The sequence below is a fragment of the Kibdelosporangium philippinense genome, assembly GCF_021390435.2.
GTDB lineage: Bacteria > Actinomycetota > Actinomycetes > Mycobacteriales > Pseudonocardiaceae > Kibdelosporangium > Kibdelosporangium philippinense.
Genome location: NZ_JAJVCN010000001.1, coordinates 2,003,687 through 2,017,703 on the forward strand (window position 1 = coordinate 2,003,687; position 14,017 = coordinate 2,017,703).

Sequence of the window (14,017 nt, forward strand, 5' to 3'; positions counted from 1 at the left end):
GCGGGAGAGGTTGCAATACCGGCATTTCTCGCCGCTATTTCAGTGAATTCAGGCGTCCGGCGCACATGAGACTGTGTGATGTGTTCGAGTGCGCGGAAATTGTCGCGACTTCGCGCAGGTCAACGCGCGCGAAGTGGCCTCGCTCGCCGCTTGGCGGAGCACTCCCTCTGGCCGAACTTCTCCGAGGTACCGGCAGGCTTGCGGACCGTGCACGGCCCCGATACCCGCCAATCCTGCCTCGACTACGTAGAAACCAACTGGACGGACATGCGGCCGAAAAGCCTGGCCCAAGAAATGAAGGTAAGTAAAGGGCAGCCGAGTTCCTTATGCTCGCCGGAGCTGGGCGGTCGACGGGGGCTCGGTGGTCGGCGCAGGAGGCTCGGCGTGCCGCTCGCGCTCGGCGGGCCCAAGGCCCGAGCCTCGAGCCCGAGTACCGAGCACTCAGCCTCGAATCTCGAGGCCTCAGCGGGCGGAGGCTTGAGGCGAGCGTCGAGTGGCTATCCCGGGAGTATGGCTGACTTGGATGACCTCAGTGCCTTCGTGCTTGCTCGGCTTGATGAGGATGAGCGGCGGTTTGATGCGGGCGAGCTGCCTCACCTTGATGAGGCCGAGCGGCACGGCCGCATTCGGATCATGTATGCCGAGCAGGGCGAAGGGCTGCTGGTGGCGGCTGATCCGGTCGAGGCACGGGAAGAACGCGTCCCTGTCCCGTTTCCGGACAAGGTCGCGTTCCTGCGTGCCGAGGCTAGGGTGATGCGGGATCCCGACGTGCTGAAACTGGTCGCATCTGTGTACAACGCTCACCCGGATTGGGGGCGTGTTAGCTGAGGCGGTGACGGGCGAGGGCGTCGTAGAACGGTTGGTGATGGGCGGCGACGCGGCGCAAGTGCTCGTTGTTGTCCGGTGTCGCGCGTTCCTTGGGCGCCTGCGCCACCAGACCGCTGCTGCCTGCTACTTCCGCATGCCACTGGTTTGTTCGATGCCAGTTTGTTTGTTCGCCTGGGTTCCAGTGCATTGCCTCGGGTTTGAACGATAGGCCGACTCGTTCGCAGTACGCCTTCACCGTTGCCTCTGGATTGGCTACGAGGTCGTCGCCGTCGATCACCACAGGGACCTCCCCTGTGACTGACCGGACGGCCGAGAAGATGTCGTGCAGATACTCGAATCCGTATTCGTCCATGGTCGCAGAGGCGTTCATCGCGTAGTGCGACGAGATCGCGCCATGGGGCTCCCGGATCATGAACGTATTGATCACCTCGGTGAACAAGCGCTTGTCCGACAGCAGTGACGTGTACTTGTAGTCCGATGTGTCCTTCACGAACACCCGGCGCTCGTTGGCATTCACGTCCAGGATCGCGTCGAGCAGCTCGATCGGGGATGTCGCGTGCCGACCGGCGAGGGTGAAGTGGCCGTCCACCTGCAGATACGAGAATGGTTCGTGTGCCACTTCGAGGTCGCCGCGTTCGAGCATGATGCGCAGGAACGCCGTCGACCGCGACCGGGGAACGGCCCACAGCACGATCGGCTTCACTGCGACCACTCCGTGGGCTGGCGGTCCCAACGATGATCACGCAACTGTGCCATGAGTTCCTCGCTCAAGGGTTCGGCGTCACTGGTCGAAATGTTGCTACGCACGTGTTTTACGTTGCGCATGCCCGGGATCACGGTCGTCACATCCGGGTTCTGGAGGATGAAGCGCAACGCGAGTTCCGGCATCGTCATGCCCGCGGGCACGATCTGCGCCAGCCGTTGCGCGCGTTCCACACTCGGGATGAGGTTTTCCGGAACAAAATAGGTATTGCGCCAGTCGCCTTCGGCCCAGCGGCTGTCGCGCGTCAAGGTGCCGGTGAGCGTTCCTTCATCGAACGGCACCCGCGCGATCACCGCGATGTCCAACTCACGGCACGCCGGGAACAGTTCGTCCTCAGGGGACTGATCAAAGATGTTGTAGATCACCTGCACCGAGTCGATCAGGCCGGTCTGCAGGGTCTGCAACACATTCCATGGTTCCCAACGGTTGACGCTGATCCCGACGCCCTTGATCAACCCGCGTTCCTTCATCTCCACGATGGCGTCTTGCCATGTCGCGTCATGTGCCCACGCGTCCTCCCAGACATGGAACTGGAACAGATCCACGCTCGGCACGTCCAGCCCTTTCAGGCTGTGGTGCAGGTATTCCCAGAGATGGTCCGGCGGGTACACATCGGACAGTTTTGAGTCCCGAGTGGATGGGAAAGCGCGGTCCTTCGGTGGCGGCTTGGTTGCGATGTTCAGGCCGCGATCCGGGTGCCGTTTCACCAACTGCCCCAACAACTCTTCGCTGTGACCGCGGCCGTAGATCCACGCGGTGTCGAAGAACGTGCAGCCGAGACGCACTGCCTCGTCGAGGGCCGTGTTGCCGTGCGAGTCGTCGGCGCCGGTCCAGCCGCCCTCGCCGCCTGCGATACCCCACATACCGTAGCCGACATCGCTGACTTTCCAGCCCAGTCGGCCGAATCGGCGTTCACGCATCCCTTCCTCCTAAACTGTGGTCACCTTGCTCCACCGGTTGCCGCCCGAGCCGAACCGGGTCTGTTGCGGTACCACGTTTCCCGCAACCTCCATACCTTCGACCTGAGCGAGTCCACGGTGGACGGACAGGGTCACGGTTCCGCTGATGTCACCGACGAGCCGGTCGACCGCGTCGCGCGCCGCGCATGCGGCCGGTTCGAGCCAGCGGCCTTCGTACATCGCGGCGCCAAGCACGACGGACAGGCGGTCGTAGAGATCGCGGCTTGCCACGTCAAGGCTGGCCTGCAGAAGGCGGGTCCACGCGCGGTCGAGCAATTCAAGGCCGGGCGCTTCGTAGATACCACGGCAGACCGTGCCGATGATGCGGCGTTCGACCACATCGCACAGCCAGATCCCATGCCGCGCACCGATTTCGTTGGCCTCCGTCATCCACTCCAGGGGCTCGGACCCGCTTCCGTTGACGTCGGCGACAAGGCCATCGCGGAAGGTGACCGTGACAGTCTCCGGGTCGGCCGCGGTTTGCCCAGGCCATCTGCTCCATCGTGGATCGAGCTTGGTTACCGGCGTTTCCAGGTCTTCAAGCTCGGCCGACTCGTGTGAGATACCAGCGAGATTGGCGTCGGTTGACCGCACATCACTGCTGCCGGGATCGAGCGACAACTTGTGCTCGATGACGGCCTTGAGCATTGCCTCCCGATGGGGGAACCGCTCCAAGGCCTGTGGGTCTGTCCACGGCTCGACGATCGACAGTTCCGGCGCGACTTCGGTGCCGTAGCGCGCGAAGCGGCGCTGATCGTTGCCTCCGCCGACGCACCCGTGCGCGAACATCGTGCACCCGTCCGCACGCATCAACGGCGCCAGTTCGCTGACGAGGACGAAACGCGCGGCGCCGGTCGTATTCCAGTAGCCGCCGTCGTGGCTGGCGCGGCATCGGAGCAGATCCGAGGCCACCGCGGCCATCGTCGATCGCAAATCCACCAGTACGACTTCGGCGCCGAAGGCTCGTAAGGAAGAAATCAGTTCGTCTATTGTGGAGCGGTCCGCTTGGCCGATGTCGGCGACATAATGTGTCGTCGGGGCCGGCAGTTCGGTCAGCCAGACGCCGACGGCCAGCGAGGACAGTCCACCCGCCTGGAACAATCCAATTCGTTCATTGTCATTCGCGTGCACCACAAGCTCCCCGTGAACGCTGGTTGACGTGTGTGATCCGGCGCCGAATACGCCGAACCTGCAGCCGACTGTAACGGCACGACGACGACCCGGCACGACGAACGCACGCCGGAGATCGCGTGCCCACGTCTTTTTTGGCCGGTGTCCGGCAGGAGATCCTTATGTTCTGTATCAATGTTATCCGTTGTTCTCTTATGCGTGTTGAGCTGGGCTAAGTGGTCGGTGAACGCGCTGTCCGGAATTGAAGATCGTCCTCCATTGTGGACGCTAAATGAGTTTGCTCTGTTCGGGTGACGGTTGCGTGATGACCGGATGTTCGGGTAACCGTTAAACATGGGGTTACGGGTTCAGGTGTCTCGGGCTGAGCCAGTCATGGGCACCTGCCGAACTGGGGTCGCCGGCCGGTCGCATGACGACCCGGCCCGATTCGTCATGCTCGTTCTTCCCTTGTATGTCAGGCTGTTCATGTCGAAGTGGCGTACCGCGCTCGCCCGGACCGCGATCTGGGGTCGCGTCTTGCCGGTGTTGGCCGGTCGGGTCTTCGGTACGACGCAGCCGCGGGCGGCTGGGCGGTCTCGTTGGGTGCGTTGTGGACGCACCAGCGCTCGGCATGCGCATGATCGACTCGAACCGAATAGTGCCCGGCGGCTGAAAAGTGCGCCATTTCAGTCGCCATTGGAACACGACAGACACCGTTTCGGACCTTTCATCATGCGCGCCTAGTGGTGCCACGGTTCACTGAAACGCATCGAGAAGACCGCTCACCGATCTGGTGACCGAGAATCTTTTGCCAGTCGAGACAACGGGGGTGTGATGCAACGCCATCAGCAGATGCACCGAGGCGAACACGCCTTGACCGACATTCGCCCGTCACTGAGTACATCACTGGGTACATCACTGGGGCCGCGGCACGAGTTTCCCCGGCACAGTACGGTCCTTGATCTGTTCAGCGAGAAAAGGAACAACGCGCCGGACCGTCCCGCGATCCGTTATCGGGACACTGTGCTGAGCTACGCCGACCTCGATGCCGCTGCCAATACGACTGCCAATCGGCTGATCGGCAACGGCGTGTCGAAACGACAGCTGATACCGGTACTCGTCGCGGACGGCCCCGAATTCCCGACGGCGCTCTTCGGCGTGATGAAGACCGGCTCGGCCTTCGTGCCGCTCGATCCGGCATGGCCGACCGAGCGGCTCAATTCGATCATGGCCGAGCTTGCGCCACCCGCGATCGTGGTGTCACCCGCGACTGTGGACACCGTCGCCGAGCTGGAGCCCACATTCCCGGCAGTGATCGTGGACTGCGCCGAGCAGCGCGATGTGGCAGAGCCCCCACCGGGAGACCGTGCACCCGGGCCGGAGGACTTGATCTACGGGTTCTACACCTCAGGGTCGACGGGTACGCCCAAGTGCTCGCTCAACTATCACCGAGGCCTGGTCAACAGGCTGACCACGATGTCGCGCCGGTTCGGCGACGGCGCCGATCACGTGACGCTGCAGAACAGCCGGTCCACGTTCGATTCCTCGATGTGGCAGGTGTTGTGGCCGCTGGTGTCCGGCGGGCAAGTTGTCCTGCCGCACCGCGACGGCATCCTCGATCTTGAGCAGACTGCGATGACGATCGGCCGATACGGCGTCACGGTCACCGATTTCGTGCCATCCGTGCTGGCGGTGTTCGTTGCCCTGCTGGAACTACGCGAGGATCTGCGCGACGCGACGTCGAGTCTGCGGCGGATGCTGATCGGTGGCGAAGCGGCCAGCCCCGGTGCGGTGCAACGGCTGAGGGCGCTGCTGCCCGGGTTGGAGGTCACCAACACCTTCGGGCCGACCGAATGCTCGATCGGGTCGGTCTTCCACGAGATCACCGACGCCGACGCGGACCGGATTCCGATCGGGCGCCCGATCGACAACACCGCCGCGATCGTGCTCGACGACGACCTCAACCCAGTCCCAGTGGACACCCCTGGCGAGATATACCTGGGTGGCGAGTGCGTCGGCGCGGGCTACCTCAACGATCCCGAGCGCACCGCGCAGGTACTTGTAGACAATCCGTTCGACGAAATCCCTGGCGAGAAGCTGTACCGCACGGGCGATCTGGCGCGGCTGGGTGAAGACGGGCTGCTGTACTTCGCAGGCAGGCTCGACGAGCAAGTCAAGGTCGGCGGGGTACGAGTGGAGCTCGGCGACGTCGCATCGGCACTGACCGAGCACCCGCTGGTGGGCAGCGCGATGGCGGTCGTCCTCGGCGAATCCACGGAGTCCACTTTGGTCGGTTGCGTCACGCCACGAGCAGTGGACAACCCGCCATCCTTGGACGAGCTCCGCGAGTACGCGGCCGAGAAACTGCCCGCCGAGCAAGTGCCGCAACAGATCGTGGTGCTCGACGCGTTCCCGCTCAACCAGAACGGCAAAGCGGACCGCAAGGCATTGACGGCACTCGTGGCGGGAGAGACGACACGGCAGGCGCTCCCTGTCGACCACATCGAGCCGCCAGCCGACCCGATGGAAGAGTTGATCTGTTCAGCCTGGTGCGAAGTGCTCGGTGTGGAAAAGGTTTGCGTGATCACGCCGTTCGCCCAGTACGGCGGCGACTCGCTGATCGCCAACCGGCTCACCGTCGCAGTCAGCGCGAGGCTGGAGAAGCCGGTGCGGCCAAGGGATCTACTCGTCGCGTCGACCGTGCGCGCCCAGGCCGAGCGGCTGACCAAGGGGATCGACGACGACACCGCCGAGCTGGCCTTTGTCAAGCACGACCTTGAATGGCGCCCGCCGCAGACACTGCTGCTCACCGGCGCGACCGGATTCGTCGGCGCGCACATCCTGGCCGAGTTGCTCGAGAATCCCAACGTAGCCGTGATCTGCCTGGTGCGATGCGCTGACGAGACCGAGGGAACCCGGCGGCTGACCGAGGTTCTCGAACAATATCAGCTGACGTCCGCTTGCCGGCTGTTACCAATGGCACTCAAGACTGGCCGGGTCGAGGTACTTCCCGGCGACCTGAGCAGCGACCTGCTTGGCCTGTCGCAAAAACAGTTCGACAAGGTCGCCTCGAACGTGTCCGGTATCGTCAACGCCGCGGGCGCGGTGAACTTCCTGTCCGGCTACGTGGACCACCGCCCGACCAACGTGGTTGGCGTGCAAGAGCTCATCAAGCTGGCCGCAGGCGGCGCGCGCGTGCACACACTGTCCACATTGAGCATCTTCCCGGCCGACGATCCGACCGGACGCATCACCGAGGACCTCATTCCGGCGCCGGACCAAGTCACCACGGACGGCTACAACAGGTCGAAATACGTCGCCGAATGCCTGCTCGCCGACGCACGAAAGCGAGGAATCGCCTCGGTGGCGTACCGGCTCGGCGAAGTCTGGCCACACCAATCGATCGGCCTGGCCAACCCAGGCTCACTGGCACACAACATCCTGTACGCGTGTGCGCGCGTCGGCTGCGTGTTCCAGACCGAAGCGAAGACCGACGTGACCCCAGTGGACGTGGTCAGCCAATTCGTGGCACATGTCGCGACAGGCGACATCGATGTGCCGGACGGCACGCTGCACGTGCTGTGGCCAGGAACGCTCCATTTCGCCGAGGCATTCGAGGTCTTGGCCGACCGATGTGGACTCGAACGGGTCACCTATGCACAGTTCCGCGACCGCGTCCAAGCCGTCGCCCAGCACGACGACAGGCTCGCCGGGCTGAGCCTGCTCTTGCCCGAACCCAGCGATGGCCGCGACGCGGCGCCAGCCGAGTTCGACGAGATGTTCACCGACAGTTCCCAACAGTTCGACACCGAGCGGTTCAGCCATCACGCGGTTTCGTTGGCGCAACCGGCGGCGGACGGGCTCACCACGCTCGATCGCTACCTCACCGGCCTTGCCGGCATTCCCACTTTGGTACCGCAGGAAAGGTAAGCGTGTCATGGAAAAGCAGTTCATCGTGGTGATCAACCACGAGGAGCAGTACTCGATCTGGCCGACCGGCCGGGACGTTCCCAACGGCTGGCGCGAGGACGGCGTTTCGGGCAGCAAAACCGAATGCCTCGAGCACATCGCGCGGGAGTGGACCGATCTGCGCCCGCTGAGCGTCCGCAAGTGAAGGGAGGAGACCTAGATCATGACCACCACACCCAATGAGGGCAACGTTGCCGAGATCAGGCGGGCGCTGCTGGAGAAGAAGGTCCGCCAGCGGGTGGCGGAACGGGCCGAGCGCGAGCGGATCGTCTCCGTCCCGCGGACCGGCAGGATGGCGATCGCCGACCAGCAGCGTTTCCTGTGGTTCCTGCATCAGATGGTTGGCGGCGCCCCGGTCTACAATGTCCCGTTCGCGATGCGGTTGCGTGGCAAGCTCGACGTGAATGCCCTTTCCGAGGCGCTGCGCGGGATTGTCGGGCGGCACGAGAGCCTGCGCACCAGGTTTGGCGACGAGCACGGCGTGCCGTTCCAGGCCGTCGATCCGCCGCCCGAGACGTGGGAACTTCCGGTGATCGACGGCACCGAGGAGTCCGTTCAGGACTGGATCGACCAGCACGTCCGCGAAGAGTTCGACCTGCGCAACGGCCCACCCTACCGATTCGGCCTGATGCGTCTTGGACCCGAAGACCACGTGCTTTCCATTGTATGGCAACACATCGTGATCGACGGATGGTCGTCACGCCAGTTCGCCGATGAGCTCACGGCACGCTACAGCGATCCGAGTGGCGCGCAGTTCGAACCGATCACCCTTCAGCCCGCTGACTACGCGGCCTGGCAACGACTGTGGCTGCTCAGCGACGAGCCGGAGAAGCAGGTCGACTACTGGCGGTCCTCATTGGACGGGATGGAGCCGTTGGAGATCCGCGGCGACCGGGCGCGTCCGTCCGCACCCACAGGCGAGGGAAGCATCCACGCCGACCGCCTGCCCGACGATCTCGCCAAGGACATCAGGGACATGGCCAAGGCCGAAGGAGTTTCCCTGCTCGCCTTGACGATGGCCGGCTACCAGGTCGTGATGAACCGCTACACCGGCCAGACCGACATCGCGCTCGGGTCCGTCCTTTCCGGACGAACGCGCTCCGAGACCGAGCCGATGATGGGGTTTTTCGCCAACGCGGTCGTGGTGCGTGGCAACGTTGACGGCAATCCGGTGTTCCGTGACCTCGTGCAGTCCACCAACAACAACATCATCGACGCGATGGCGCACCAGGACGTGCCGTTCGGCCGCTTGGTCGAGGCGCTGAGCCCGGAGCGGTTGCCAGGGCGCAACCCGGTGGTCGCGCACCTGTTCACGCTGCTGCCTGAGCCGATGATCGCGCGCTGGCAGCTGCCCGGCGTGGACGTCGAAATGCTGACACCGCAGCCGAAAACGACCCGGTTCGACATCACCTTCCAGATCAACGACCTGCCGGACGGCGGCCTCGGCATCTGGATCGAGTACTCAGCCGAGCTGTTCGACCAGCGCACGATCGAGCAACTGGTCGAACACTTCAAGACGGTCATGGCCGACGCACTGTCCAGGCCGGACGCCCGGATCGACGCGCTGGACATCATGCCGGACGGCGAACACGTGCGCGTGCTCTCCGAATGGAACCCCGAGCCCGGTCAGACGGACGACCGGCTGCTGCACGAGCTGTTCGCGGCACGCGTGGCCGAAAAACCGGACGCGGTCGCGATGCGGTTCGCGGGGGAGGACCTCACCTACAGGCAACTGGACGAGCGGTCGAGCGCCCTGGCACATGCCCTTGTGGACGATTTCAAGGTCGTGCCAGGGCGTGTGGTCGGAGTGTTGCTGGAACGCGGATTCGACCTCCCGGCCGCCGAGCTCGGCGTGCTCAAGGCAGGCGGCGCTTGGCTGCCGCTCGACCCGCAGTACCCGGCAGATCGCCTGTCCTATCAGCTCGGCGACGCCGATGTGGCGGCTGTGGTGACCACTTCGGATCTGGCCGACCGGTTGCCCGAAGGGGTCGAGCGGATCCTGATGGATACCTTCGAAAGTCAGGACACTTCGACGCCTTCGGTGTCCGTGAAGCAGGAAGACGCGGCATACGTCATCTACACCTCGGGCTCGACCGGAACTCCCAAGGGAGTCATCGTCCCGCATCGTGCAGTCGTGAACTTCTGCACGACCTTCCAGCAGATGTTCGACGTGACACCGGACGATCGGATCCTGCAGTTCTCCAACCCTGCCTTCGACGTGAGCGTGTCGGACGTGTTCTCGACCTTGACCGCTGGCGGGACCATTGTGGGCGCACCACGCGAGGAGCTGCTCGATCCCGACAAGCTGCAGGACCTGCTGGCGCGCGAACGAGTGACCATGGTGGACATCCCGCCTGCCGTGCTCGGTCTGCTTGATCCGTCCAAGTTGGACGATCTGCGGGTGTGTTTCATCGGTATGGAGCCATTCGGCCCCGAGTTGGTCAACAAGTGGTCCAAGCCAGGGCGTGAGTTCCACAATGGATACGGGCCCACCGAGGTCACCGTGACCTGTGTGGACTACCTGTGCCCGCCGGAGCCCTTGGACGGCTCGCCGCCGATTGGCCGCGCGATGGCCAACCAGCGCGCCTACGTGCTGGACAGCGAATTGCGGCCGGTCCCGGTCGGCGTGCCCGGCGAGCTGTTCATGGCAGGAGCGGGCCTTGCCATCGGCTATCTCGGCAGGCCCGACCAGACCGCCGAGAAGTTCATGCCCGACCCGTTCGCCACCAACCCCGGCGAGCGCATGTACGCCACCGGCGACCTCGTACGGTGGAACGCCGACGGGCAACTTGAGTTCCTCGGCCGCGTCGACCGCCAGGTCAAGCTGCGTGGTCTGCGGGTGGAGCTCGGCGAGATCGAGCACGCCATCGAGAGCTACACCAGCGTGCAGCAGTGTGTCGTGACCGTGCAGGACCAGGGGACGACCTCGGCATGGCTGGCCGCTTATGTGGTCGGCGAGTTCCAGACGGATTCGCTGCGTGAACACCTCACGGATCGGCTGCCGCTGCACATGGTGCCGACCGACTACGTGCAGCTTGACCAGCTCCCGCTGACCTCGACCGGCAAGATCGACCACGCGAAGCTGCCCAACCCGCGCCCGGACGGCGGCGTCGAGCAGGTCGAGCTGACCACCGAGACGCAGCGCCGCGTGGCCGAGATCTGGCAGGGCCTGCTGAGCCTCGACCCGGGTAGCATCGGCGCGCAGGACAACTTCTTCCTCCTGGGCGGCAACTCGCTGCAGGTCACTCAGCTGGTTTCACGGGTGCGTGACGCTTTCCAGGTCACGCTCGACCCTCGGCGACTGTTCAGCTACCCGACGCTGAGCCAGTACGCGGGCCAAATCGACGAGGCACAGCACGCGCTGCTGGGCGATGACGAGGTCTCGCAGCTTGAGGCCGAGATCGCCGGACTGTCCGAAGAGGAAATCGATCGGATGTTGAACGAGTCCCGCTGATGTCCACCCTGGCTGAGAAACGGCGTGCGCTGCTGCTCCTGCGGTTACAGCAGAAGCAGGCGGTGGAGCAGGACGTTTCACCAGTCGTCCCGCTCAAGCCCACAGGAACACGTCCGGCGCTGTTGCTCGTACACGCGGCAGGCGGATCGGTCGCACCCTACGCGGCCTTGGCAGGCCTGCTGGGTGACGACCAACCTGTTTTCGGGCTCGAAGATCCGGGCCTGAACGGCGGCGCGGCCGAGCGGAAACTGCCCGAGATCGCGGCCGAGTATTTGGCCGCGGTCCGGGCGGTCCAGCCAGAGGGGCCGCTGTACCTGGGCGGATGGTCGGTCGGCGGAGCAGTGGCGCTGGAAATGGCAAGGCAGGATCAGGATGTCGCGCTGGTGGTCGCGCTGGACACGGCCTTCGTGGATGCGTCCATCGATTCGGAGGGCGATGGCGAAGTGTGCCCTGGCGGTGCCAGCGGCGTAGGGGCTCGTGGTGCTTGCCTTCATGGCGATGAGGATGGACCCGGCGCGGGCTTCGGTGCCGACGTAGGCGCTCATGGCGATGACGATGAACTCCGTGCGGCGTTCGCTGCCGACATCGCGGGAATGGGCGCCGAGTTGAGCGAGGCCGAACTGGCCGAGCGCTTCCCGGTGTTCGCAGCCAACGTGCGTGCTTTCCTTGCCTACCATCCGTCGCATGTGGACGCCCGAGTCGTGCTGCTGTGCGCGGAGGACTCGGAGCCTGCGTATCTCGACCGTTGGCGTGCCTATTCCGATGAGATCCATGTGGTGCCGGGCAACCACTACACGATTCTGCAACCCCCAAACATCGAGGCGCTGGCGCAAGCGCTTCGCACAAGCCTAAGCGAGGTGAGCAAGCGATGATGCCGGTTCCCAGGCCCGAACAGGAACGCTTTCGGGCTGAAGTGTGCAAGCTGCTCAGGGAAGATCAGGTACGCGAGGAAGTGGCGCAGTCACGCAGGGTGCCGTATGGGCAGGAGGCCGGGCTGCTCGACGTGCACCGGCGGCTGGGCAAGCTCGGTTGGCTCGCGGTCAACTGGCCCGAGCGTTATGGCGGCTCGGGCGGCACGTTCGTGGAGAAGGCCATCCTCACCGAGGAAATGATCCGTCACGGCGTGCCCGAGAACGTGCACTCGTTGGGCATCGACATCGTCGGGTCGGCCATCAACTTCTTCGGTACGGACGAACAGAAAGAGCGTTTCCTCCCAGGCCTCGCGCGCGGTGAGACCACAGCCAACGTGTTGTTCAGCGAGCCGGGTGTCGGATCGGATCTGGCCTCGCTGACCACGCGTGCCGAGCCGGACGGCGAAGGATGGCGGCTGCACGGCAAGAAGATCTACAACATGAAGGCGCAGCACAGTGATTTCGCGCTGTGCGCGGCCCGGACATCGACCGGCCCGGTGAACTACTTCGGAATCACGCTGTTTCTGGTTCCGTTGCAGAGTATGGGTGTGGTCATCGAGCCACTGTGGAACATGTCCGAGGAGCGGTTCGACTGCGTGACACTCGACGGGATCCGGGTCGGTCCTGAGGACGTGCTCGGTGACGTCGACGACGGCTGGCAGGTCCTGAACAAGGTGCTTCCGTTGGAGCGCACTGGATTGGACCACTCCGCCAAGGCAGAGCGAACGCTGGCTGCCTTACAGGAGCATGCGCCCGCGGGGTCTGAAGAACGGCTGGTCGAGCTGGAGACGCGGGTGCGCGCGGCGCGGCTGTTGGCGTGGCGGTGCGTGAACAACCTACAGGAAGGCAATCCGGACGAAGTGGACTCGGCGACAGCCAAGTGGTACACGTCGGAAACGGCCAAGGAAGTGTCCATCGCGGCGGTCGAACTCATTGGCTCGCAGGCACTTTTGGACGCACGTGATCCCGATGCCATCGCTGACGGCATCTTCGATGCGGCGCTCCGGGAGGCTCCGGGCCTCACGCTGGCCCAGGGTTCGTCGGAGATCATGCTTTTCTTTGTCGCCACATCGAAATTGGGGTTGCCGTCATGACTGTCGCCGAGTTCTTTGACGAAGATCTGGCGCCGATGGTCCGGCGGATGGCTGACCGGCCGCGCAACGGCGTCGACACCGATGAGGACAGTCGTGAGATCCGGTCGATGGTTTGGCAGGGATTGGTTGGGCTCGGTGCACTCGATGGTTCCGTGGAGCTGGCCGAACTACTCGGATCCGTGCTGTACCAAGGCCCGATGCTGGACACCTTGACCGCGCGGGAGCTGTTTCCCAAGAGTGAGATCGGTCAAACCGCGGTGGCATTGGCCGTTTCGGACGATCCTTGGTCCGCCAAGGATGGTCTGATCACCGCTCGGCGAACCTTTGTCGGGTTCGCGGCGGAGGTTGACTTCTTTGTCGTGGGCGGCACGGACACGGGCGGAATGCGTCTCGCGCTCGTGCAGGCTGGGGATCCTTCCATCACCATGCGACGGTACGAGGAAACCGGCCGCGGCGAGGAGTACGAAGTGGAATTCACGGGCACGCCCGTGACCGAGACGGTCTATGCCGCCACAGACTGGGAGAAAGCGCTGGCCAACGCCCGCGTTCGGCAAGCCGCGTACTTGGTCGGCCTCGCCCAAGCCGCCCTTGATCACGCCGTCGGCTACGCCAAGAAACGCCGCCAATTCGGCCAGCCCATCGGCAAGTTCCAGGGCCTCGCGTTCAGGCTCAGCGAAATGTCGATGCACATCGACGCGACACGCCTGCTGGTGCACTCCTCCGACGCGGCCGCGCACGCGGCGGCCAACCTTGCGGCGGCCGCTGATCTGGCCCGTACCGTGACGACAAAGACCATGCAGATCAACGGCGCTGTCGGTATGCAGTCCGACAACGACGCCCAGCTGTACTACCGGCGGGCGGCGGTCGAATCGGTACGGCTCGGGACACCTGCCGAATTGCGGCGCGAAAGTCGCTCCACGGGGGAGTGA

Annotated in this window: 10 protein-coding genes and 1 pseudogene; 8 read left to right on the forward strand and 3 right to left on the reverse strand. The window is 64.4% G+C overall.

Translation table 11 applies throughout. The features are described 5' to 3' along the window. Positions 1 to 99: 99 nt before the first annotated feature. Both LWC34_RS09330 and LWC34_RS09335 read left to right on the forward strand, forming a co-directional pair. Positions 100 to 297, forward strand: a pseudogene (locus LWC34_RS09330) (MbtH family protein); the annotation flags it as partial. A gap of 213 nt (positions 298 to 510) precedes the next feature. Then, on the forward strand, positions 511 to 828 hold the full coding sequence (locus tag LWC34_RS09335) for a hypothetical protein (protein ID WP_233726395.1): 318 nt from the start codon (positions 511 to 513) through the stop codon (positions 826 to 828). On the opposite strand, the gene LWC34_RS09340 is transcribed toward LWC34_RS09335, so the two are convergent. From LWC34_RS09340 to LWC34_RS09350, 3 genes are read right to left on the reverse strand one after another with little or no spacing between them, the layout of a single operon-like run. After that, positions 821 to 1,531, reverse strand: a complete 711-nt coding sequence (locus tag LWC34_RS09340) for a sulfotransferase-like domain-containing protein (RefSeq protein ID WP_233724593.1) — start codon at positions 1,529 to 1,531, stop codon at positions 821 to 823. The two genes, LWC34_RS09335 and LWC34_RS09340, sit on opposite strands and share 8 nt — an antisense overlap. After that, the gene (locus LWC34_RS09345) at positions 1,528 to 2,511 is read right to left on the reverse strand and encodes an aldo/keto reductase (RefSeq protein ID WP_233724594.1); all 984 of its coding nucleotides are present in this window, start codon (positions 2,509 to 2,511) and stop codon (positions 1,528 to 1,530) included. Before LWC34_RS09345 ends, LWC34_RS09340 begins: the two co-directional genes overlap by 4 nt. 9 nt (positions 2,512 to 2,520) lie before the next feature. Further along, positions 2,521 to 3,681, reverse strand: a complete 1,161-nt coding sequence (locus LWC34_RS09350) for an argininosuccinate synthase domain-containing protein (RefSeq protein WP_233724595.1) — start codon at positions 3,679 to 3,681, stop codon at positions 2,521 to 2,523. A gap of 852 nt (positions 3,682 to 4,533) precedes the next feature. On the opposite strand from LWC34_RS09350, the gene LWC34_RS09355 reads away from it, so the two are divergent. From LWC34_RS09355 to LWC34_RS09380, 6 genes are read left to right on the forward strand one after another with little or no spacing between them, the layout of a single operon-like run. Then, on the forward strand, positions 4,534 to 7,590 hold the full coding sequence (locus LWC34_RS09355; protein ID WP_233724596.1) for a non-ribosomal peptide synthetase: 3,057 nt from the start codon (positions 4,534 to 4,536) through the stop codon (positions 7,588 to 7,590). Positions 7,591 to 7,597: 7 nt separating this feature from the next. Then, positions 7,598 to 7,774, forward strand: a complete 177-nt coding sequence (locus tag LWC34_RS09360) for an MbtH family protein (protein ID WP_233724597.1) — start codon at positions 7,598 to 7,600, stop codon at positions 7,772 to 7,774. Between the two features lie 18 nt (positions 7,775 to 7,792). Next, the gene (locus LWC34_RS09365; RefSeq protein WP_233724598.1) at positions 7,793 to 11,083 is read left to right on the forward strand and encodes a non-ribosomal peptide synthetase; all 3,291 of its coding nucleotides are present in this window, start codon (positions 7,793 to 7,795) and stop codon (positions 11,081 to 11,083) included. Then, on the forward strand, positions 11,083 to 11,955 hold the full coding sequence (locus LWC34_RS09370) for a thioesterase domain-containing protein (RefSeq protein ID WP_233724599.1): 873 nt from the start codon (positions 11,083 to 11,085) through the stop codon (positions 11,953 to 11,955). Before LWC34_RS09365 ends, LWC34_RS09370 begins: the two co-directional genes overlap by 1 nt. Further along, complete coding sequence (locus tag LWC34_RS09375; RefSeq protein ID WP_233724600.1) at positions 11,955 to 13,088, forward strand: acyl-CoA dehydrogenase family protein; 1,134 nt, start codon at positions 11,955 to 11,957, stop codon at positions 13,086 to 13,088. Before LWC34_RS09370 ends, LWC34_RS09375 begins: the two co-directional genes overlap by 1 nt. After that, the gene (locus tag LWC34_RS09380) at positions 13,085 to 14,017 is read left to right on the forward strand and encodes an acyl-CoA dehydrogenase family protein (RefSeq protein ID WP_233724601.1); all 933 of its coding nucleotides are present in this window, start codon (positions 13,085 to 13,087) and stop codon (positions 14,015 to 14,017) included. Before LWC34_RS09375 ends, LWC34_RS09380 begins: the two co-directional genes overlap by 4 nt.

Coding starts and splice junctions, on each gene's coding strand:
- LWC34_RS09335 (WP_233726395.1), top strand. CDS start 511: ATGGCTGACTTGGATGACCTCAGTGCCTTCGTGCTTGCTCGGCTTGAT.
- LWC34_RS09345 (WP_233724594.1), bottom strand. CDS start 2,511: ATGCGTGAACGCCGATTCGGCCGACTGGGCTGGAAAGTCAGCGATGTC.
- LWC34_RS09360 (WP_233724597.1), top strand. CDS start 7,598: ATGGAAAAGCAGTTCATCGTGGTGATCAACCACGAGGAGCAGTACTCG.
- LWC34_RS09365 (WP_233724598.1), top strand. CDS start 7,793: ATGACCACCACACCCAATGAGGGCAACGTTGCCGAGATCAGGCGGGCG.
- LWC34_RS09370 (WP_233724599.1), top strand. CDS start 11,083: ATGTCCACCCTGGCTGAGAAACGGCGTGCGCTGCTGCTCCTGCGGTTA.
- LWC34_RS09375 (WP_233724600.1), top strand. CDS start 11,955: ATGCCGGTTCCCAGGCCCGAACAGGAACGCTTTCGGGCTGAAGTGTGC.
- LWC34_RS09380 (WP_233724601.1), top strand. CDS start 13,085: ATGACTGTCGCCGAGTTCTTTGACGAAGATCTGGCGCCGATGGTCCGG.